General features: G+C 40.9%; 24 protein-coding genes. 10 read left to right on the plus strand and 14 right to left on the minus strand.

All coding sequences use genetic code 11. From position 1 onward, the window contains the following. Positions 1–161: 161 nt before the first annotated feature. From AY606_RS11190 to AY606_RS11200, 3 genes are read right to left on the minus strand one after another with little or no spacing between them, the layout of a single operon-like run. Positions 162–1,235 (minus strand): DUF6670 family protein, encoded by a 1,074-nt coding sequence (locus AY606_RS11190; RefSeq protein WP_067868443.1) that lies wholly within the window; start codon positions 1,233–1,235, stop codon positions 162–164. A 39-nt stretch (positions 1,236–1,274) separates the two neighbouring features. Beyond that, positions 1,275–2,102, minus strand: coding sequence for a CDP-diacylglycerol--serine O-phosphatidyltransferase (gene pssA / locus AY606_RS11195; RefSeq protein ID WP_067868446.1), 828 nt, complete (start codon positions 2,100–2,102; stop codon positions 1,275–1,277). Positions 2,103–2,147: 45 nt separating this feature from the next. Next, positions 2,148–3,005, minus strand: a complete 858-nt coding sequence (locus AY606_RS11200; protein ID WP_067868449.1) for a 23S rRNA (adenine(2030)-N(6))-methyltransferase RlmJ — start codon at positions 3,003–3,005, stop codon at positions 2,148–2,150. 116 nt (positions 3,006–3,121) lie between these two features. On the opposite strand from AY606_RS11200, the gene AY606_RS11205 reads away from it, so the two are divergent. Together AY606_RS11205 and AY606_RS11210 are read left to right on the plus strand one after the other, a co-directional pair. Further along, the gene (locus tag AY606_RS11205) at positions 3,122–3,724 is read left to right on the plus strand and encodes a 2OG-Fe(II) oxygenase (RefSeq protein WP_067868452.1); all 603 of its coding nucleotides are present in this window, start codon (positions 3,122–3,124) and stop codon (positions 3,722–3,724) included. Between the two features lie 91 nt (positions 3,725–3,815). Next, entirely contained in the window at positions 3,816–4,343 is a 528-nt protein-coding gene (locus AY606_RS11210) for a hypothetical protein (RefSeq protein WP_067868455.1), read from the plus strand. A gap of 64 nt (positions 4,344–4,407) precedes the next feature. Here AY606_RS11210 and AY606_RS11215 read toward each other — a convergent pair whose 3' ends face one another. The 6 genes from AY606_RS11215 to AY606_RS11240 form a co-directional block, all read right to left on the minus strand. Continuing rightward, positions 4,408–4,668, minus strand: a complete 261-nt coding sequence (locus AY606_RS11215) for a DUF2789 family protein (RefSeq protein WP_067869017.1) — start codon at positions 4,666–4,668, stop codon at positions 4,408–4,410. 123 nt (positions 4,669–4,791) lie between these two features. Continuing rightward, the gene (locus AY606_RS11220) at positions 4,792–5,040 is read right to left on the minus strand and encodes a DUF2789 family protein (RefSeq protein ID WP_067868458.1); all 249 of its coding nucleotides are present in this window, start codon (positions 5,038–5,040) and stop codon (positions 4,792–4,794) included. Positions 5,041–5,184: 144 nt separating this feature from the next. Beyond that, a complete protein-coding gene (locus tag AY606_RS11225; protein WP_067868462.1) occupies positions 5,185–5,442 on the minus strand; it encodes a DUF2789 family protein in 258 nt (85 codons plus the stop codon). A gap of 168 nt (positions 5,443–5,610) precedes the next feature. After that, positions 5,611–6,597 (minus strand): malate dehydrogenase, encoded by a 987-nt coding sequence (locus tag AY606_RS11230; RefSeq protein ID WP_067868465.1) that lies wholly within the window; start codon positions 6,595–6,597, stop codon positions 5,611–5,613. A 168-nt stretch (positions 6,598–6,765) separates the two neighbouring features. Next, positions 6,766–7,422 carry a ribonuclease T2 family protein gene (locus AY606_RS11235; protein ID WP_067868468.1) on the minus strand — a complete coding sequence of 219 codons (657 nt, stop codon included), beginning with the start codon at positions 7,420–7,422 and terminating at the stop codon, positions 6,766–6,768. Positions 7,423–7,456: 34 nt separating this feature from the next. After that, on the minus strand, positions 7,457–9,376 hold the full coding sequence (locus AY606_RS11240) for a lytic transglycosylase domain-containing protein (protein WP_171255402.1): 1,920 nt from the start codon (positions 9,374–9,376) through the stop codon (positions 7,457–7,459). Positions 9,377–9,784: 408 nt separating this feature from the next. On the opposite strand from AY606_RS11240, the gene miaB reads away from it, so the two are divergent. Genes miaB through ybeY form a run of 3 tightly spaced genes read left to right on the plus strand, consistent with a single transcriptional unit; the run spans position 9,785 to position 12,854 of the window. Then, positions 9,785–11,239: a tRNA (N6-isopentenyl adenosine(37)-C2)-methylthiotransferase MiaB gene (miaB, locus tag AY606_RS11245; RefSeq protein WP_067868475.1), complete on the plus strand. Its 1,455-nt coding sequence runs from the start codon at positions 9,785–9,787 to the stop codon at positions 11,237–11,239. 39 nt (positions 11,240–11,278) lie between these two features. Continuing rightward, entirely contained in the window at positions 11,279–12,352 is a 1,074-nt protein-coding gene (locus AY606_RS11250; RefSeq protein WP_067868479.1) for a PhoH family protein, read from the plus strand. A 19-nt stretch (positions 12,353–12,371) separates the two neighbouring features. Then, positions 12,372–12,854 (plus strand): rRNA maturation RNase YbeY, encoded by a 483-nt coding sequence (ybeY, locus tag AY606_RS11255; protein WP_067868482.1) that lies wholly within the window; start codon positions 12,372–12,374, stop codon positions 12,852–12,854. A 272-nt stretch (positions 12,855–13,126) separates the two neighbouring features. Here ybeY and AY606_RS11260 read toward each other — a convergent pair whose 3' ends face one another. Next, entirely contained in the window at positions 13,127–14,005 is an 879-nt protein-coding gene (locus AY606_RS11260) for an energy transducer TonB (RefSeq protein ID WP_067868484.1), read from the minus strand. 237 nt (positions 14,006–14,242) lie between these two features. Here AY606_RS11260 and AY606_RS11265 point away from each other — a divergent pair, with 237 nt between their 5' ends. From AY606_RS11265 to AY606_RS11280, 4 genes are all read left to right on the plus strand, one after another. Beyond that, on the plus strand, positions 14,243–14,923 hold the full coding sequence (locus AY606_RS11265) for a hypothetical protein (RefSeq protein ID WP_067868487.1): 681 nt from the start codon (positions 14,243–14,245) through the stop codon (positions 14,921–14,923). 171 nt (positions 14,924–15,094) lie between these two features. After that, entirely contained in the window at positions 15,095–15,808 is a 714-nt protein-coding gene (locus tag AY606_RS11270; protein WP_067868489.1) for a DUF3108 domain-containing protein, read from the plus strand. 91 nt (positions 15,809–15,899) lie between these two features. Continuing rightward, positions 15,900–16,475: a xanthine phosphoribosyltransferase gene (locus tag AY606_RS11275; protein WP_067868492.1), complete on the plus strand. Its 576-nt coding sequence runs from the start codon at positions 15,900–15,902 to the stop codon at positions 16,473–16,475. A 598-nt stretch (positions 16,476–17,073) separates the two neighbouring features. Next, entirely contained in the window at positions 17,074–17,433 is a 360-nt protein-coding gene (locus tag AY606_RS11280; RefSeq protein WP_067868495.1) for a hypothetical protein, read from the plus strand. Between the two features lie 142 nt (positions 17,434–17,575). Here the strand turns inward: AY606_RS11280 and wrbA are convergent, their stop codons facing one another. Then, positions 17,576–18,175 (minus strand): NAD(P)H:quinone oxidoreductase, encoded by a 600-nt coding sequence (gene wrbA, locus AY606_RS11285; protein WP_155858189.1) that lies wholly within the window; start codon positions 18,173–18,175, stop codon positions 17,576–17,578. Positions 18,176–18,289: 114 nt separating this feature from the next. On the opposite strand from wrbA, the gene AY606_RS11290 reads away from it, so the two are divergent. Then, complete coding sequence (locus AY606_RS11290) at positions 18,290–19,537, plus strand: YihY family inner membrane protein (RefSeq protein ID WP_067868498.1); 1,248 nt, start codon at positions 18,290–18,292, stop codon at positions 19,535–19,537. Between the two features lie 212 nt (positions 19,538–19,749). Here the strand turns inward: AY606_RS11290 and AY606_RS16405 are convergent, their stop codons facing one another. The 3 genes from AY606_RS16405 to AY606_RS11300 form a co-directional block, all read right to left on the minus strand. Then, positions 19,750–19,986 (minus strand): drug/metabolite transporter permease, encoded by a 237-nt coding sequence (locus AY606_RS16405; protein ID WP_212838736.1) that lies wholly within the window; start codon positions 19,984–19,986, stop codon positions 19,750–19,752. 29 nt (positions 19,987–20,015) lie between these two features. Further along, on the minus strand, positions 20,016–20,894 hold the full coding sequence (locus AY606_RS11295) for a DMT family transporter (RefSeq protein WP_171255404.1): 879 nt from the start codon (positions 20,892–20,894) through the stop codon (positions 20,016–20,018). 190 nt (positions 20,895–21,084) lie between these two features. Then, positions 21,085–21,726 carry a fumarylacetoacetate hydrolase family protein gene (locus tag AY606_RS11300; RefSeq protein ID WP_067868503.1) on the minus strand — a complete coding sequence of 214 codons (642 nt, stop codon included), beginning with the start codon at positions 21,724–21,726 and terminating at the stop codon, positions 21,085–21,087. Positions 21,727–21,731: the final 5 nt, after the last annotated feature.

Here is a 21,731-nt window from a genome sequence, read left to right on the forward strand (position 1 = left end):
CCCTTTAGGCTAAATCCTTGTTTCTCAACAAGTTTTAATCAACATCACCGCCGATGGATACGCATTATAGGCGAAAAAAATCCTCACGCAACCCCTTTTCCCTATTATTTCATCAATAATCCCTCGACCGGTTATTTATTCTGCAAAACAGGCCGGTTTTCTTATTTTTTGCATGCAAAAGGTACTGTATTCACCAATTCATCACGCATTTTTTCTTCTTTATCTTTTTCCTGCCAGTTCAATGAGCGACAATCCGTATATTCGCAGTAGCCACTTTCACCCCTTTCTTCATGATGATTAATTTTGATTTGATATTTAAAGCTACCCACATAACCGGCACCCAAACCAAATTTAAAATCTCCGCGACTTTGTGCCTGAACTGAAATACAGGTGCCATCTTTCCCTTCATAACCCCATTCAAACTCACGCGGCAAATACATGTATTGTCCATTCGGCGTTTTCACCTTCGGATAAACACGATGAACTTTAAAACGGACATTATCATCAAACATTTGCGCTATTCCCGTCTGAGCATCGCGTAAATACAAACGAGATTGCACAATGCGATTAAAAGGATCACGAATTTGTGCTAACAGAAGCTGACGATTGTTTTCCAGATTAATAATCTGATAAGTAAAAAATGCGAGTGGCAAATAGGAAAAGTTTATGGAGCGTGCATAGTCGAAACAGCCCATTTGCTGAATTTCAAATTTCTGCGCTTTATACGTAATTTGACCTTCACACTGACATACTATCGACCAGTGATCTGCCAACCCCATACGTAACTTGGTAAAATAAGAAATGAGCTGGCTGGTTGTTATAGATAAATCAAAACTTAGTTCTTTATCTTCGCGCTGAATACGAAAATGCGGAAATTCTCCTGAAATCATTTCCCGATTTGCAAATTTGAAATATTCTTTTTTAAACTGACATTCTTTTTCAACAGAATAGGAATTTAATTGCCCCATCATATGCGGACTGACACTGGCAATAATGGTCGCTGTATCTAAAGCAGTGGAATGAATTGCACTTTCGTTGCGAAGCATAGGAACGTTGGGCTGACCAATCACACTTAAAAAGTTGAAGTAATGTAATGGCGCTGGCAAATTCGGAATCATCAAACCTTGATGAATAATTTTATATCGCCCTTTTTGCGCATGATAAGCTAACTGCGCCTGCAAGGGAGCCTGATTGAGTTGTTTAGACTGGTCAAATAAATCTTGAAACAACTGCATATCATGCTCCTTTTTATTTTAGGTATAGATGTCTCATTTTTATATAGGGCTATTTTTTCTGGCCATAAATGTGGTTACGAAACCAGAAAGTGCATAGATAATAGAAATCACCAAGATTCCTACTGGAATATTATAAGTAATCGCGGCAAAGATAAATACAGCGATTGGCAGCACCGCAAAAGGTACGCGTTTACGATCCAATGTTTTAAATGAATAATATTTAATATTCGAGATCATCAACAAGCCTACTGCCACGATAAGCACCGCATTGACAATTTGAATACCCACTTCACGCAAATCAAAAATTGCAGGGAAATCACTTCCGACCCAGACCAAGGTGATGATCAAAATGGCCGCTAATGGACTTGCAACCCCAATAAAATAGCGTTTATCGACCACACCAATTTGCACATTGAAGCGAGCTAAACGGAATGCCGCACAGGCAGTATAGACAAAACAGCATGCCAGACCAATACGACCCAAATCATGCAAGCTCCAGCTATACATTAAAATAGCCGGGGCAACACCAAACGCCAACAAGTCAGATAAAGAGTCATACTGTTCACCAAAAGCACTTTGTGCGCCAATCGCGCGAGCAACCCGACCATCTAAACCATCTAACAATGCGGCAAGGAAAATAGCGTAAATGGCTTGGGTAAAATCACCATTCATACTGGCAATAATAGAGTAAAACCCCGACAGCAAGGCTGCTGTCGTGATCAGATTCGGCCACAGATAGATCCCACGACGTTTCACCTTTTGTCCCTCGTGGGTTTGCTCTTCTTCTTCCACTTCAAAAGTGATGCCATCGAAACCATGTTCATCACGGGTAGAAGATTTACTTTCAGGTTTATTTATATTTGTCATTCTTGTCTATCCTAACTGTAACCGTATCTCTCTTAAAGGTATTACTTATTCGCCAACCAACCAGCGTACAGCAGCGTGCCCACCATTTTCACTCATACGTAAATGTGGGAATAACCATTGCAATGCTTCATCGGCATCCTGTGAGAATTTCCAAGGTGGATTAATTACCAGCAAAGCACAACCATTCAAACCGACCGGTGTATCATCAGGCCATACACAGATTTCACACACCAATTGACGGCGAATACCGGTTTTCATCATTTTCTTTTCAAAACGATCAATCATGGCGCGGTCTTTAATTGGATACCAAACAGCAAAACAACCTGTAGGCCATTTTTTATGTGCAGTCGCCAACAATTCTACCAATTGAGGGAAGTCTTTACGTTCTAATTCGTAAGGCGGATCAATCATTACCAAACCGCGTTTTTCTTTCGGTGGAATAACCCCTAGCAAACCTTCATAAGCATCACGTTCATGCAAACCTGCACGGCGGTCACGAATATTGAAATACAACTCTTGAAAAACTTCTTTTTGCATTTCAAAGATGGTCGCTTTATCAATATCGCGCATCCCTTCTAATGCAAACCAAGGTGAGCCTGGATAAGCACCCTTGCCTGAACCGGCACGCATATCTTCAACCACTTTAAGATATTGCTTCACACCTTCTGGAGCATTTCGAATAATTGAATCATCAAGCTTTACCAAACGATGAATACCGTTTAAAAACTCACCCGATTTTTGTGCAGCAGCGGTAGATAAATCATATTTACCTGCACCACCATGCGTATCTATATAGCGATACGGTTTATCTTTGGCATTTAAACGTGTTAAAAGTTGGAGCAATAACACATGCTTCATAACATCGGCAAAGTTGCCTGCATGGAAATGGTGACGGTAATTCATGTTTCTTTAATTCCTGTAATCAACGGACATTTTAGCATGAAAAAATGTTTCATTCCGCAGGATATCTTGCTCTAGAATACGCCACCTTTTTTCAGATTGTATTTGAGTATATGTATATGGATGCAATTCAGCTCCCAAAGTCATGGAATGTTGATCAAATTATTGAAAATTTGGATCAACATGGTTTTACCCTTATTGACAATGCCTACCCTCAAGACTATGTACTTGCTTTAGCTGAAGAATGTACCTCCAATTTAAACCTTTTTCGGGAGGCGGCCATTCAAAACGGCGTGGTGAGCAATATCCGCAGTGACCATATCTTATGGCTTAGCGGTGAACTAAAAATTGCACAGCATCATACTGAAACTCTTAAAGAAATCTCCCAATTATTAAACCGTAATTTTTATTTAGGCATACAAGAAGTCGAAGCACATTTTGCCTGCTATAACGCGGGAGAATATTACGCTTTACATCGTGACAATCCGCAAGGGAAAAATGGTCGTATTATTTCTACAGTCTATTATTTACATGAAAATTGGCAAGATGACTGGGGTGGAGAATTACATCTAGAGGATAAAAATGGGCAATGGCATACTATTCAACCCAAACCGAATCGTATTGCAATGTTCCAAAGCGATTTATTGCATGAAGTAATTAAAGCCAAGCATCAACGCTTATCAATCACGGCATGGTTACGTAGTGCTAATGTCTTGTTCTAATTGTTTATTATAAAATCAGAATAGTACATTTAGCTTTAAATTCCTGGTTTTGCCCCTATATACTGATTATTCATCAATGAGGTATTGGCTAATGTTTGAAAATACAAAAAAAATTATCGAGCGTATCGGTGAGACGGATCAATTGTATTTGGAAAACAATACGCCTGATCTCGCTTTGGAACGTGCTGATTTACGCTTACAACTGGTAGTAATCAGTAATTCTCGTCAAGAACAGATTCATTTTCTGCAAGAAGCTGTGGTGCTGTTAGAGCAAGCCCGAATTGAATATGAAGAAATGCCGATGCGTTTGTATTTGAATCTGTCCTTAAATCTGGCGAAAGCTTATATGCTGTATTTCGAGATTACCAAAGAACCGCGTTTTGCTTTAATTACTCAGCAAATTTTAAAACCGCTGTCTCAACATGAACACAGTGACATCTATTTTTTCCTTGCTTATGCATCGATCTCTAAAAATCAAACCGCGTTAACGCGACACTGGTTAACTAAATATAGTCAATCCGCTGACTTTGACTTAGAACTGCTGCAGAAACACCCTTGCTTTAGACCTGTACGCCAAGAACTGTGGTTTATAAAACTGCTGCAAAGCAAATTGCATTAATTGCAAAAAAACTCTCCGAATTGGAGAGTTTTTTTATATCCCTATATTTTTTAAAATATTTATTCTAACTGTAAGCCATTTTTAATTTATTGGCATTCATATGCAGTTGCTGATTAAGCTCATCAATCCAGATCACCCATTCATCCGCATCCTCAATCAAATAACGGATCAAAAATTCACGCTGGGACTTATTCCAAAAAGGTGCGTCGTGTAAATTCTGGTTTGCGGGTAGTTGGTGAGTACGTATAAAAAGCTCAATGGCCGCTGGGCTATTGGCCAACCCCAACTGCGAAAACAATAATTCTAAGGATGGTTTATTACTCATCATTTTACAAACTCCTTATTCGTTAAATTGTCATTTATTATTCAATTAACTTATAAGAAATGTTCAAACAATAATAGTCATCACTCCCATTATGTTGTTTCAATTTGTGATTAATAATTCATCTTATTGGTGCGGCTGAATTTTATTATGCAATTGCTCATTTAGAATATCCACCACCATTGCCCATTCGTCGTCCTTTTTCCAGTGACTGATTAGGAAATCGTGCTGTGCTGGCGACCAAAAGGGAGCGTGATGCAAAGGAATATCCAGGGTTAATTGATGGGTTTCTATAAACTGATCAATGGCTTCCGGGCTCGCGTCGAGACCCAATTGTTCAAATAACAGTTCTAATGTGGGTTGTTGATCAAACATGTTGTTCTCCTCGCTAAGGTATATTGTGATCCAGCTATCAAGTTATAAGAATTGCAGCGTAAAGCCCAGCTTTGGCATCGCGCTTGTTGTATATTTTTGTAGCAAAAAAATTAGACCCGTTGAAGGGCCTAATCTATTTAAAAGTTATGGCGCAGAAAGCTGGTCACTTTCCACATGCAACAGCTGATTAAGCTGATCAATCACGACAATCCATTCATCATCTTGGTGCCAATGCTCACGTAAAAAAGCACTTTGACCTTCATTCCAAAAACTTGCGTCTGGCAAAATTACTCCAGAAGGCAACTGGTGAGTTTTAACAAACTGATCAATCGCAGCTTCATCTGCAGGCAAACCTAATTGTTCAAATAATAATTCTAATGTCGGTTGTTGCTCGAGTATCATGCGATTCTCTCCTGCTGTTATTAAATGATCTTTATAACTTAACAAATGTAGGAAAAATTAGAATTACGGCGGTATGTGTTCTTGTTATCTTTTGTTATGAAGTGATTGTATTTTATAAAAAAAGCACCCCAAATGGAGTGCCTTTTCAACTCAATCTAAAAGATCAAATTATTTAAGCATGTCAGCAATTGCTGCGCGCTCTTCTTCAAGTTCGTTCAACGTAAAGTTGATACGTTCACGGCTGAATTCGTCGATTTCAAGACCTTGAACGATTTTGTATTCACCGTTTTCAGTGGTTACAGGGAAACCGAACATCACGCCTTCAGGAATACCATAAGAACCGTCAGAAGGAATACCCATAGTTACCCATTCGCCGTTGGTGCCAAGCGCCCAATCACGCATATGGTCGATTGCAGCATTTGCAGCAGAAGCAGCAGAAGACAAACCACGTGCTTCGATAATCGCAGCACCACGTTTACCAACGGTAGGAAGGAATGTATTTGCATTCCATTCTTGGTCGTTGATCATGTCTTTAACGCTTTCACCGTTAATTGTTGCAAAACGGTAGTCAGCATACATAGTTGGAGAGTGGTTACCCCAAACTGTAAGATTTTTGATGTCTTTAACCGCTTTACCAGTTTTAGCAGCAATTTGAGAAGCTGCACGATTGTGGTCAAGACGTAACATTGCAGTGAAGTTTTTCGCTGGAAGATCTGGAGCAGAGTTCATTGCGATGTAAGCATTGGTGTTTGCAGGATTACCTACAACCAGCACTTTAACGTCACGGCTAGCAACTTCGTTTAATGCTTGACCTTGACCGATGAAGATTTCACCGTTCACTTTAAGAAGGTCAGCACGTTCCATACCTGGACCACGTGGACGTGAACCAACCAATAACGCGTAGTCAGCATCCTTGAATGCAACTTTAGGATCATCAGTACCAATCATGTCTTCTAACAGAGGAAATGCACAGTCTTGAAGTTCCATCATCACGCCTTTAAGCGCTTGTTGAGCTTTCTCAAAAGGAACTTCTAACAATTGTAAAATAACCGGTTGATCTTTACCTAGCATCTCGCCGCTTGCGATACGGAATAGTAAGCTATAACCAATTTGACCTGCAGCACCAGTAATGGCAACACGAACGGCTTGCTTCATCTAATTATCTCCAATGAGGATAGTCAATGCGATTAAATAGTTAGTCCATTTAATCTAATAATCATAAACGCCAAAGATTGTACTCCAATCATTGGCCTGATGCATGGAAAAGAGATAGAACTTCAACAAAAGTCTGATAGGAAATATAAATAAAATATGCCGAAAAGCTTAGTAAGAACCTTTTATGGTGAATGAACTTGGACAATTCATCTCTACTGCTGCGGAGCACTGTTTGTACTGTCCATTTGGTTTATAACAAAGTTTGACCTCTGTAAGAATAGGTGTTCCATTCCCCGCTGCACAATTAAACTTAATCGCACTAGAAGGTAAAGATGGATTTAAACGCAAGAACTGTAAGCGAAGATTGCTGATGTGCATGGTCCGGTTTTCAGGACTGGTGAGTTCCGCAGGGACTTTTAGACGTTCGGCATAATTAATCACAGTACGAAAATATTGACTGGCATTCATTGGCACACAACCACCAATCGTCTGCCAAAGTTGAATTCGCGCATTTTCATCCGGCATGACGCGCGCCACCACTCTCGCTTGCAAGGGGGATAAAACTGCTGAAGCTGAGGTTTTACATTCCGATTCTGCTGTTTCAGGCAACAAACCTGAAATATTAAGAGAATAACCTTCTAAACATTTCCGTTTTTTTGATTTTTGATTATCTAACATACACACCGCAGGCGTCATTTGTACCACCATCACATAACCTAGCAATGGCGCTGCAAAACTATGAGATGAACACAGCCCTAATCCTGCACCGCTCGCGACGAACAGTGCCAATCTGGCTAAAACTGGTGTGGAGTCAAAAAAAATCATTAATAACTCTACCCCCTATCAATAAAATTAAAATTTAAGGATTTATTCTCAATGGAATGATATTCATTCTTTTTTCAATAGATTGTGCACCTTGTCCAAGCAACACGCCATAATGCGTTGCATTGGTCATCACATGTTTCACATAATCACGAGTTTCCGTCAGTGGAATGGTTTCGGTATATTGATCCGCAGCAATCGGCTGAGCATCAGGTTGCCAACGTCGTGCTCGGTTTGGACCCGCGTTATAACCAGCTGTGGCCAAAACGGGACTATTGCTCAACTGGCTTTGAATCATGGACAAATAAAAGGTGCCATAACGAATATTGGTATTCATATCTGTCAAAGCCGCAGGATTATAGGCTTCCCCCATCTGACGTGCCACCAGTTTTGCGGTATCCGGCATAATCTGCATCAGCCCCCCTGCTCCTACATGGGAACGTGCACCTGTATTAAAACGGCTTTCCTGGCGCATCAGTCCATAGGCCCATGCAGGATCGATACCTGCATTACGGCTATGGCTCACCACATAGCTTTGGTGCGGCATGGCATAACGATATGAGTAATTATGTTTGTTTTCTGTACGATCAGCTGCATAAATTGCCCGATCATACCAACCCATATCTGTGGCACGCTTCGCTGCAGCAAGCAGTAAACCATCATCATGTTTTAAATAAGCCTGACGTACTGCCCAGTTCCATTCGCGATTAATATAATTATCCGGTGCATTAACACGGCGTAACGCAAAAGCTCGGCTAAAATGAATATCCTGACTTAAGCGCTGTACATCACTATTGGAGGGTTGAACATTATTCGGAATATTGTTATAGCTTTGCCCCAGTTTATCTTTGGCCAATAAATTATGGTAATCATCGCCTTGTGCCAATTTTTTATAGATTTCTTGCGCAGTACGTTTAGCACTTGCATCGCCACGCTGTTCTGATGCACGTGCCAGCCAATATTGCCAACGGTCTTCTTGTTTTTGCGTCACACTCATTGCATCAATGGCGCGAATTAAACTTTCCCAACTACTAAAACGAATGGCTTGGCGCGCATAAATTTCCGCTTCTTCTGAACTGAATGGCAATCCATAACTGGCATCTAAATAGTTCAATACTTCACGATTAAAGTTGTTTTTCATTACCGTAGTACCGCCAATATAGCCCACAGCACGGTACAACGCTTTTTGTACTTGGACCGGTGTACCTTGGGCAGCATTTTTTACTGCAGACATGGCGGAATTCAAATCACTATCTGCTAAACGCCCCATCGCAAAAACCAAATAGGCATGATCAACAGCCGATGCTTTCGGTGCAGACCATAAGTAATTTAGAGGATTAGCTTGAATCTGATTGAGCTGCGCCAGCGATAAATTTATGCCCAAAGTCTGTGCTGTAGCTAAAGCCAGACCAGACTGACCTGCACGAAGCTGCCCCCATAGACGTTGCTGTCTATCCTGCTCGGTCATAAGTGGACTGGACAGCATCATGCGTCCCAAACCGGTACAAGATTCAGGCTGGGCATTGGTGGTCAGCCAGACATCTTTATATTCGGCAAAGACCAGCGGATCGCCCGACTTTGCGCGAACCTGTGCTACGGCACAGCTTTCGGCCTGATCGGCATTGGTGACATACTGCAAAAGCGGTTGCGCGGTTGCAAAATCGGCTTGTTTTACTTTTTCTTCGACATAATCTGCGGCCAGTTTTTCAGCCATGGCGGATTGTGGATAACGCTGGGCGAAGTTGACAATATTAGTGGAAGGTTGTGTAGATAAGTTCGCGTTCAATGACCAATATTCAGGGTAATAGCCGAGCACATCATTTTGCATTGAGGCTTGGTATTGTTGTAATAATCCAATATTTCCCACATTAGCAGCTTGTAAAGCATCATTAAACTGTTCATCTGCTGCATGCGTCATAGAAACGAAACCGGTTGATGCCAAACCTAAAGCAAGCATTTTATAATATTTTTTATTGATTACCTGATTAAACATATGCTTACCTTCCGTCATTTAGTATTGCCCTGGTCGCACCTGATCATTTTTGGATAGTTTAATTATTATTAAACTACTCTACTGTTCTGTTGTGTAACCTTATGATTAGACAATATTAATTTTCAATCATTTTTACTCCATAAATCAATCTTCTTGTCGGTTTATTTATATCTATAAGTTTGACTTCGATTCCTGCTAAAATATGCGCCTTTCTTCAATTCAAATCACAATTTTTAAAAGACCAAGCCAGCATGGACTTCTTGAATACTTTTCAATTAATGCTTGAAAGGGAAAAAGAAAAAATGCCAGCCCGACCCGAAGTATGGGACGTCTTAAATTGGGATTTTTACGATTTATCTTTTAGGAGCCTACATGACGGTTCAAACCTTCATTCCAAATAGTGCCCAAGCTGCTTCAGAAAACACTGTTACCCAGCCACAGCACACCCCAGCCGACGGATCAGTGAAAAAACTGTATATCGAAACGCAAGGGTGTCAGATGAATGAGTATGACAGTCATCGTATGGCAGACCTGTTGGGCGACTCACACGGTTATGTGTTAACGACTGATCCGAAACAAGCCGATATTCTGCTGATGAATACCTGTTCAATTCGTGAAAAAGCTCAGGAAAAAGTGTTCTCTGAACTCGGTCGCTGGCGCAAGCTGAAAGAAAAAAATCCTGACCTGATAATTGGGGTCGGCGGTTGTGTGGCTTCGCAAGAAGGCGACAACATTCAAAAACGTGCGCCGTATGTCGATATGGTTTTTGGTCCACAAACCTTGCACCGTTTGCCGCAAATGCTGGATCAGCATAGCGATCAAATTGATACACCCAAGAAAGATAAAATCAAGCTGGTGGATATTTCTTTCCCCGACATCGAAAAATTCGACTTTTTACCTGAACCGCGCGTTGAGGGTTACAAAGCCTTTGTTTCGATTATGGAAGGTTGTTCAAAATACTGTTCTTTCTGCGTGGTGCCTTATACCCGTGGTGAGGAAGTTTCGCGTCCTTTAGATGACGTGCTGGCGGAAATTGCAGGTTTGGCTGAAAAAGGCGTGCGTGAAATTTCACTCCTGGGTCAAAATGTGAATGGCTACCGTGGTGAAACCTTTGAAGGCAATATCTGTACCTTTGCCGACTTGCTACGTTTAGTCGCTGAAATTCCGGGCATTGGTCGTTTACGTTATACCACTTCACATCCGCTTGAATTTAATGATGACCTGATTCAATGCTACCGTGACCTGCCGCAAATGGTTTCACATCTGCATTTACCGGTACAAAGTGGTTCTAATGATGTTTTGAAAGCGATGAAGCGTAACCACACCATCGACGTCTATATCGACAAAATTAAAAAGTTACGTGCAGTGCGCCCAGACATGCATTTATCAAGTGACTTTATTATTGGCTTCCCGGGTGAAACCGATCAACACTTCGAAGAGACTTATCAATTCATTCAAGATTTAGATTTCGACCATTCCTATAGTTTTATCTATTCAAAACGTCCGGGTACGCCAGCCTCTGAATTACCAGACAGCACACCGGAAGATGTGAAAAAAGAACGTCTTGGCAAAGTACAAAAATGGATCAAACGTTCAAGCATTGATAAAACAGATGCCATGCTGGGAACGATTCAACGGGTCTTGATTGAAAAGGTTTCTGACAAAGATCCAAATCTGCTGGTGGGTACGGCGGATAACACCCGTTATGTATCCTTTATTGGTGATCCGGCTTGGGTTGGGCGTTTTGCAGAAATCGAGATTACTGACATCAAAACTTTGAATTTTGTTTACGGTGAACTCTTGAATCTTGAGCCTGACGTGGCGTAATGTAAGGTGATCAGTTAGATCATTTTATAAGGAATTCTCTTGACTGCAGCGATTCGACGTACAGTAAATTTTCCTGGTGTTTCGATGGAGCGTTTAAAGGGCATGCTGGGTGCTTATAACGGCCATCTGAAACAAATCGAACAACGTTTAGATGTCAACATTTCCCATCGAGGTGATGCGTTTTACATTGATGGGAATCTCGATGCAGTAGAGAGAGCGGAAAGCCTCTTGATGCGTCTGTATGAAGAAACTGAAATTAGCCAGCAAATTAGTGCGGACACTTTGCATCTGATGATTCAGGGTAGCCAGACAGATCGTGAATTACAAAGTGATCCAGATCAGGAACATACGGGTCTGGATGAGGTCTGGTTACAGACGCGTAAAGGCCGGATTAACCCGCGCGGTGCGAATCAAAAGCGCTATGTACAACGTATTTTACAAAGTGATATTTCATTCGGTATTGGTCCTGCCGGTACAGGTAAAACTTACCTTGCTGTGGCAGCTGCAGTCGACATGCTGGAACGCAATGAAATTCAGCGTATCCTGCTGGTTCGACCTGCGGTTGAAGCCGGTGAAAAACTTGGCTTTTTACCCGGCGATTTAAGCCAGAAAATCGATCCATATTTGCGCCCGCTTTACGATGCCTTGTATGAAATGCTGGGCTTTGAAAAAGTCGCCAAACTGATTGAACGTCAGGTGATTGAAGTTGCGCCCCTCGCCTATATGCGTGGCCGCACCCTGAATCATTCTTTCGTGATTTTAGATGAGGCGCAAAATACTACACCTGAACAGATGAAAATGTTCCTGACCCGTTTAGGTTTTGGTTCACGCGCCGTAATTACCGGTGACATTACTCAGGTCGATTTACCACGTGGTCACCAATCCGGTCTGGCCCATTGTTTACGTGTACTTGAGCCAATTGCTGAAATTCATATCACGCGTTTCCATTCTCGTGACGTGGTTCGTCATCAGCTGGTACAAAAAATTGTCGAAGCCTATGAGGGCTGGGACAGTGAACAACACCGTCTTAGTGCTGAAGCACGTGCAGAACGCAAAGCGCTTCAGGAATCCATGATTGCTGAAAATGATGCGGCTGCCGATGCCCAGGACTAAGACAATTTAAGGATCCATTTTGAAACTTAGTCTCTCGCTCCAACAAGACTTTCAAGCTCCCGAGCTTGTGCTGAAACGTGCTTATATCAAGAAAGTGATTGAAACGACACTTCGTTATATTGATGTCGATCAAGATTGCGAAATCGGGATTGCCTGTGTTGATAATGGCGAAAGTCATAAATTGAATCTGGAATATCGCCAAAAAGACAAGCCAACCAATGTGCTGTCTTTCCCCAGTGATCTTCCAGAAGAAGTGTTACCGCTGCTTGATGCATGGCCAATGGGTGATTTGGTGATTTGTATTCCTGTAGTTTTGCAAGAAGCCATTGATCAAAATAAAACAGCTATTGAGCATTTCACCCATATGCTGGTTCATGGGGTATTGCACTTGATGGGCTATGACCATGAAACTTCTGAAGCCGATGCTGAAGAAATGGAAGGGTTAGAAATTAAAATTTTGGCCAAGCTGGGATTTGCTAATCCTTATACCGAGCAAGACTAAAATCCATTCAAGGAAAAAGCGGGCTTAGGCTCGCTTTTTTATACTCAACATTCGGGCTTTTCCTCATCCTAACCCTCTCCTTGACGATGAGGGAACTTTCCATATTAATTTAAAACCAGTAATTCCACCTTCCCCGTGGGATGAGGAATATATTCCGCAAGAGAGTGAAGGTAAATCCAATAAAATTAAATTAGAGGCAAGTTCACAAAAATCAAAATTTACCTATATTAAATAATAACTTGAACTCAAATCGAGGGGAGATCAATAGAGATTTAACGCACTTCAAACTCTGCTTCTGCGGGGTCAAAACGCCATGTTCGGACAATACGCAGTTCTGAAATATCTTTCATCTCTTGATCAAAAACACCAAAAGGTGCGGCTTTACGCACCGAAGTTTTTGCAGCTTCATCCAATAGGGCATGACCGGAACTCTCAATCAGGCGAATGGCACGAATTCCACCATTTTTATTCAGGATCACCATTAAACGAACTTCCCCGGCTAAGTGTTGTACTTTTGCAGCATCGGGATAATAACGGTTACCGTAAAATTCAACTTTTTGACGGAATTTTTCCAAATAAGCGGCTGAAATATCTTGTTTGGCCTGAATCCCATCGACCGTTTTAATTTTTTGCTGACGGCTAAAATTTTGCTGACGTTGTAAGTATTGGGCTTCTAAACTTGCCACCATAGCTGCTTTGGCTTGAAACTGGCTATTCAGCTCTTGCATGGCTTTTTTACGCTGATTCTGTTCCGCTTCCTTTTTCCAGCTTAAAGTGGTCATTAACACTTTTTCTTCAAAGCTGAGTTCACGCTTTTGCTGTAATCGCTCTAAACTTTCTTGTTGTTGCTCACCTGCACTCTGTTCAAGCATCGGTGCCGGCATATCACTCGACATGCGATGTGCTTCGCGGAATGTTCCTGAACCTTGCTGATCTGCCTGTGCGAGAAAATCAGCATTTTCAACTTTGTCTTTATTCGGACGTAAAGTCACCGCAATTTCCTTCACCGCCGCATCACTTTCTTGCGGTATGGCAAATTGCAGGGTCAAAATAAGCAAATGCAAAACCGCAGCTAAAATCACCGCGCATGTGAAAATTGAATCTTTCCACCACACATGCATTAAAGGTGCAAAACTGATTTTTTTAAGCATCACATTAAACCGACAAAAAGTCTGGTCCCCAAACTGCATAAACGCAGTATAAATAAAAACAGTTGCTGCTTTTGAATGAAAAACGAGAACTCAATCAACAAGCCAACTGTAGACAAGTAAAATCATGAAAATGGTGCAATTAATTTTGCTAAACTGCAAGATGGAATATCTTTATTTTTAATACTTTCGACAAAATCTCTCGAAGTTTAAGAAAGTTAACTTGCTAGGATGCCCCATATGTCAACGCTACTATCCAATATTTCTAAACGTATACGCCAAGTGTATCAAAGGGCCGAAGGATTTATTGAAGATGAGCGTGAATTCCCCCTTTCTCAAGTTTTTTTAAATGCTACATTTCAGCGCTTTGTCACCGACAATGTCTCCATGCTCAAAGATTTGCATGCTGACTTGCATGAAGACTGGTTACGTTTATACGCAACACTGGATGTAAAGGGTCTCTATATCACCCTTTCAGTCGATTTAAAACTGGTACAAATGGAACTGAATAAAGATATCCAGCTTATTGTTTTTGAACAAATCAGTGACACTCAAGTCATTGAAGCAAAATTCAAAAATATTTTCCAGAAACTCGCGGTAAAATTTGCCCTGTTTTTCTACCAAAAAGTCTTAAATAAAGATCCGTTGGGCATGATTCTGGAAAAGCTGAATGTGATTAAAGTCAAAGATGATTTACTCTATTTGGACTTAAACCGCTGGCTCGGTAAAAACCGTTCTATCATTGATACTCTGGCAAAAGTTCATGTCAATCATGCCGTTTTACGCGAGGCTGAACTGGTCATGATGGGCAATGTCAATCTGACCGCATTATTTAAAAAAATGTCGGAACAACCGGCAGAAGACTGGTCCGATGAAGAAGAACTGGAGGAAACTCAAGTTAGCCCGATCAAGCAGAAATAGCACATGATTTAAATTGTTTTTGCTGATTAAAATCTGTATTTTTAACTGAAAAAGAATACATAAAGATACAGATTGAATAAAAAATCGAATTTTATCTTCATAATCAAAGCGCATAATAGCAATCAAGCAAAAAATTGCATCTTATTCAAACTTCATAGGAACATTTGACTTATGGCTCACAATGTATTGAAAACGATTGCTTTGGCATCTGGTGTAAGCACTACACTGTTGTTGGCTGGTTTCTCAAGCCAAGCATTTGCCATGAGTCCATTCCAGGCAAGTTATCAATTTAGCTATAACGGCAAAAATATGGGCTCGGCAACACGTACTTTAAGCAAGTCGGGAAACAACTGGACCTATGTTTTTGCTGCCAAAGCCGGTGCGATTGCCTCTGCAACTGAAACAAGCCGTTTTAGTTTAAATGGCAATCAAATCCTATCCAGCAGTTTTAACCGTAGCAGTAAAATTTTAGTCCACAACAACAGCATGAGCATTAACTTTAATCCCAATACCAAGACTATTAACACCAAGAAAGATGATAAGGCTCGCTCTTTTGCCTGGAAATCCGGGGTTCTGGATGAGTTAAATGCTGAATTACAATTACGTGAAGATTTAAAAACCTCGGGTTTAAAGTCAAGTTATGCAATTGCCGATGCCAAAGAAGTTGAATCACGCCGTTTTGTAAAACAAGGTTCAGAAACAGTTAAAACCTCTTACGGTACTTTTGACACCATTAAAGTGGTGATGAAACATGATAAGCCAAACCGTGATACAACTTTCTGGTTAGCCCCTAAACTTGACTATGCACCCGTGAAGGTTTCTCACCAAGATGGAAAAACATCATATGGTTTGCTATTGACAGACTATAAAGGTTCAACGAATTAATTGATTTGATCAATTTCGCTTGCATTTTTTGAGAGCCTTTTTAAAATACGCTTTTGCTTGAAGAAGCATCTGCCCTTAGAGGAATTCTCCCGTGCACGCACTAGAACAGAAAATCTTAAGTGAAGGTATCGTTCTATCTGATCAAGTTCTGAAAGTTGATGCGTTCTTGAATCATCAAATTGATCCTGTATTAATGCAGCAAATTGGTAAAGAGTTTGCTGCCCGCTTTAAAGATGCAGGGATTACAAAGATTATTACCATCGAAGCGTCTGGTATTGCTCCAGCAGTAATGGCAGGTTTAGAACTTGGCGTGCCGGTAATCTTTGCACGTAAATATCAGTCTTTAACGTTAAAAGATGATTTATACCGCTCAAAAGTATTTTCTTTTACTAAACAGATCGAAAGCACCATTGCCATTTCCAACAAGCACATTAGTGCTAGCGATAAGGCATTAGTAATTGATGACTTTTTGGCAAATGGTCAAGCTGCTTTGGGTCTTGCCGATTTAATTCATCAGGCAAATGCTGAAGTTGTGGGTATTGGGATCGTCATTGAAAAATCTTTCCAGCCTGGTCGCCAGATGTTACTGGACAAAGGATATCGTGTTGAATCTTTGGCACGCGTAAAATCTTTGGAAAATGGTACGGTTGAATTTGTTCGTGACTAAGTTTCAAACTGAATGTTTAAAAGAGCGCTTAGGCGCTCTTTTTTATAGCTGATCTTTGTTATAAAAAACTGTATGTGAGATAGATCTCCGGTTCGTTGTCTATCAAATTATTTCCTATTTAATTTCTGCAATCTCTAAAACATCTCTTTTTCAATCTTTCAATCTTTCAAGCTCCTTATCAACTTTTTCATCAAGTAAGGCTTCAAGCATGGCTACGCTGCGCCGGTCATTAAGTTGTGTGGCTTCCTAAATATAGTCCAGACTTAAATCCAATAGAAACATGTGGTCGCGAGTCAAAGCTCTTCGAAATAAGTTTAGAGTTAAAGATATGAATAAATTGTTTAAAGATTACCGTAATGAGTTATTTAGTATTTAGCTTTAGTTCGTTGATATTAGCTACTGTGTTGAATTTTTTAAAACGATTGCAATTTACAACTCAGATAAACTTCTATCAGTCTCGTTCAGCTAGAATCAAGTTGCTATGAAATGTTCCTGATCTGGTAGATTAGAACATATATACTCTAAATTGTGATGATCCATTATCTGTTTGAAGTCATAAACTGACTTCATTTCAAGATAACTAAAAGATAAATAATTGATGGAAAAATTTATGCAATGTCCTAAATGCGCATCTTCTGAAGTTGAAAAACGAGATCATGAGAAAAACATCAAGACCATAAGTGGCATCCTTCTTACTTCCGCGGGTGCAACAGCAGGTACAGTTGGCGGCGCAGCAACAGGTGCATCGACAGGGGCAGCAATTGGTGCTGTTGCTGGACCATTAGGGGTTATTTTCGGTGGCACCGTTGGTACATTTGTAGGGGCAATTGCCGTTGGGGTCACTGGCGGTATTCTAGGGAATATTTTCGGCAAAAAAGCCGGTGTCATTATCGATAAAAATGTGTTCTTGGATTATAAGTGTCTTAAGTGCAAACATCGTTTTAAAGAAAAAGTATAACGATTTAAGGCTTAAATTTTATCCTGAAATTAAAAAAGACCACTATAAAATGAATGGTCTTTTTTCTATATCTATAGCAATTTAAAAATTACCTAGATCAGCGAAAATACGCTGTTATATTGCGGATCAATCTGATTAAAACTTAAGTATTTACCTGTAATTTTTTAGCCACATCACCTAATCGTTTGCCCTGCTCTTCACACAAGACTTTTTCATCCTGGCTTAAACCTAAATCATGACGTGGACCACTGACATGGCTTGCACCATACGGCGTACCACCCGATTTGGTATTGGATAATGCAGGATTGGCATTCGGTAATCCCATAATCATCATGCCGTGATGGAACAAGGGCGGCAGCATGGTCAATAATGTGCTTTCCTGTCCGCCGTGCATGGAACCCGATGAGGTAAAGACACAGGCCGGTTTTTGATGTAAAGCACCATTCAGCCAAAGACTGGTGGTCTGATCCCAAAAATATTTCATCTCCGATGCCATATTGCCAAAACGGGTTGGCGAACCGAGTGCCAAACCGGAACAGTTTGCCAAATCATCTAAAGTACAATAAATATCCCCCTCAGCAGGAATACTTGGCTCCGCTTGTTTGACCACTGTTGATAAATTGGGAACAGTGCGGATTTTTACAGCCATACCTGCAGATTCAATGCCGTTGGCAATTAAATAGGCCATTTCTTTCGTTGAACCATATTTGCTGTAATATAAAACAAGGACATAAGGCTGCATAATTTTTATAAACAAAGCTAAAAAAGAAAACTATACGGTATTTTTCCTTTTTTTTGGTTAAGCTTGATCATGAAAATTCATAAAGATGATTAAAAAAATTGAGACTTTATACCCATGTTAGAAAAGTATTTAAAAAAACTCCCTTTTTATGACAAGACTTGGTTTCAGTTTGTTTTATTTGTCATAAGACGTTTTGAAGCCGATCGTTGCCGTGAACAGGCAGGTTCCTTAACCTATACCACGCTATTTGCAGTGGTGCCCATGCTGACTGTTTTCCTGGTCATCATTTCTTCCATTAAAGCGCTTGAGCCGGCAAGGCAACAATTACAACAACTGATTTATAGTAATTTCTTACCCCGAACCACGATTGCGTTTGATAAAGCCTTCAATGCCTTTACCGATAAATCCAGTAATCTGACCATCATCGGGATTATATTTCTGTTTATCACCACAGTCATGATGCTGACCAGTATCGAAACAGTATTTAACCGGATTTGGCGCGTTCGTGAAACGCGTGGCGGCATTATTGGATTCATGCGTTATTGGACCATTATCTCCCTTGGTCCAATTGTATTGGGCAGTGCCTTCGTTATTTCCTCTGCTGTAGCCTCATTCAATGTACTGAGCAATAATTTTGCCGGTTATGAATTAAATGGCGAGTTTATTTTTTGGGGGATTTCCTTTGTCCTGACCATTGTGGGTTTTTTCATTTTAAATTGGACCATTCCCAACCGTAGTGTTCCCATCAAGGCAGCCTTGATTGCCGGTACATTTAGTGCGGTGGTTTTTGAACTATTAAAGAGTCTGTTTGGCGTAATCATGTCCAATTTCACCAGTTATGAAATTGTCTATGGCGCTTTTGCTGCCGTGCCGATTTTCCTGTTATGGATTTTCTTGTCCTGGAATATTGTCTTGTTAGGGGTTGAAATCAGTTATGCATTGACAGCCTTTTATTCAGGCAAAGAACAGAAACGCCATCCGGTGATTATGCTGCTGGATTTATTGGAACTGTTTTATAAAAAACAGCTCAAAGGCGAAAGTGTCTCGGATGAAGAAGCGTTGAGTATTTTGGGCCGTGGAGAAATTGGACGCTGGCCTTCTTATGTACTGATGCTGGAAAAACAAAACCTGGTTAAACGTACTGATAAAGATGAGTTTGTTCTTGCAAGAAATTTGGATCACGTCGATTTCTGGAGTTTTTATACCCAGTTACCCTACCCGCTCCCACGCCGTCAGGATATGGGTAATATTCACCCTGACGATGAATGGATGCAAAAACTGGGACCTGCACTGATCGACGCAGATGACTTTCTTGCAGCCAAACTGGCAATTCCCTTATCCAAAATTCTGGAACAAAAATAAAACTTTAGCTATTTCAGCCCGCCAATTATTGAAAAATTTTACTTAATATAGAAACGTTTATCCTTCCTCCTTAAAAGTGGAAGGATAAATCGATAACCCAAGCACAGAAATAACAAAACCTAAAATAACTGGCCCACGATAATTCAGCTGCTTGGCGAGTATTGAAAAGACAATCGTCAGCGGTGGCTATAAATAATTGATCATCGCACTAATCAGCACCTGATCATGGTTTTGTGACAGAGCAATCGAAAGCAAAATAGAATCTCAGATGCCACAAATAAAGCGCCACCACCCCACAGATAAGCTTTCGACATGTGCTGAAAAGCGGCAGTCCATGCAACCCTAAAATAGCCATGATAAATCAGGGCTATGGCTGAAATAGGACTTAAAGATTCAGTAATCAGTTTAATCACTGCAACCAGACTTACCCAAATCAGGATAGAGGACAAGCCAATTCAAGTGGCTTGATTGACTGCTTTTATGTGTTGCTATATTTCGGCTTCAACCAACCCTGTAAACTCACCACCAATACGCCCGTCATCACCATGACTGTACCGATAATAAAATTCATTTCGATGCGTTCATTCAGCAACAATACGCCAAACAGCATGCCAAATAACGGCGTTAAAAATGAAAACACACCCAAACGTGAAGCCAAATAACTTTTCAGCAGCCAGAACCAGATCAGATAACTGGCAAATGAAATGGCCACGCTATGAAAAATCAAACTGCCAATCGCAAGTGCTGTCCAATGAATGCTGGCTTGTCCCAAAATAAAAGTTAAAGGAAACAGCAATACAAAACCACCGGCCAACTGATAGAACAAAGTCTGGGTCGCCGGTGCATCAGAAAGCTTGCTTAAACGGATGGCAACCGTGGTGGCTGCCCAGAGGATGCCTGCCAATAATGCCAAAAAATCTCCAAACAGCATTTGTGATAGGTCGTGTAATGAACTACCGTCACGTCCAATAAACGTGACCACGATGCCTAAAAATGCGATAAAAATACCGCACCACTGCAAAACAGATAAACGTTCAGAAGGCAATTTCCAGTGCAAACCCAAAGCCACAAAAATAGGTGCGGTATAAAGCAGCACAACAGTATGCGATGCAGAAGTAAAGCGGATGGCTTGAGCAAGCATAAAAAACTCAGCGGCAAATAATACAGCCACCGCCAAGCCCGGATACAAATATTCTTTGCTCCACAGTGAGTTCCCTTCTGCAAGCTTGATCAGTGGATAAACCATCAAGGCAGAAAGTCCTGATCGCAAGGCAACTTGCATTAAAGAAGAAATATCAGGCGCCGCCATTTTTAAGATAACTTGTTGTAAGCCCCAAAGAATACACAAGCCAAACATGATGCTCGATGCTTGTACATCCAGCACCTTACGTTCTATCACTATTTTTTCCTTGAAACTTAGCGTATTTTTACGCGTCCAAAGCTACGCTAAGCCTCTCAATTTTGAAATTGAAGATAATTTGAAAAGTATTTTGCATCATATCTATTAAAAAAAGACCGCCTAAGCAGTCCTTTTTTCCATTCAAGGCTTAAGCCTCAACATAGGTTTTCCAGACAAAATCCTGGGTTTGACCTTGTAAGGTCATGGTTAATTGATCCCCTGCTTTTAAGGCCGCCACACCTGATGGCGTACCCGTCATCACTACATCACCCGGCTCTAAAGTAAAGACCTGACTGATGTCGGCAAGCAAAGTCGCAATATCAAAAATCAATAAAGAAGTATCACCTTTTTGACGCAGCTCATCATTGACCTGCAAGGTGTAATGTACGTCTTTCCAGTCTTTCACTTCTGAAAGTGCCACCCAGTCTGCCAACACACACGAACCATCATAGGCTTTGGCACGTTCCCAAGGCTGACCTTTCTTCTTTAAATTATCTTGCAAATCTCGCAGGGTCAAATCCAAACCTAAAGTTACTGCACCGACTGCTTGCAGGGCTTTGGCTGGGTCAGTTTCTGCTTTTAAAGTACGGTCAATCCTTAAGCTGAGTTCACATTCATAGTGGCAATTGCCCCATGCCGGGTTCCATGAAATACCTTGTTCTAAACTCGCCAAACTGCTGGGTGGCTTAATAAATAAAACGGGACGATCAGGAATAGCATTGCCTAATTCTTTGGCATGGTCTGCATAGCTACGACCGACACAGACAATTTTAGATGGACGTGTATTCATGATCT

This window comes from Acinetobacter sp. SFB (assembly GCF_001647545.1).
Classification (GTDB): Bacteria; Pseudomonadota; Gammaproteobacteria; order Pseudomonadales; family Moraxellaceae; genus Acinetobacter.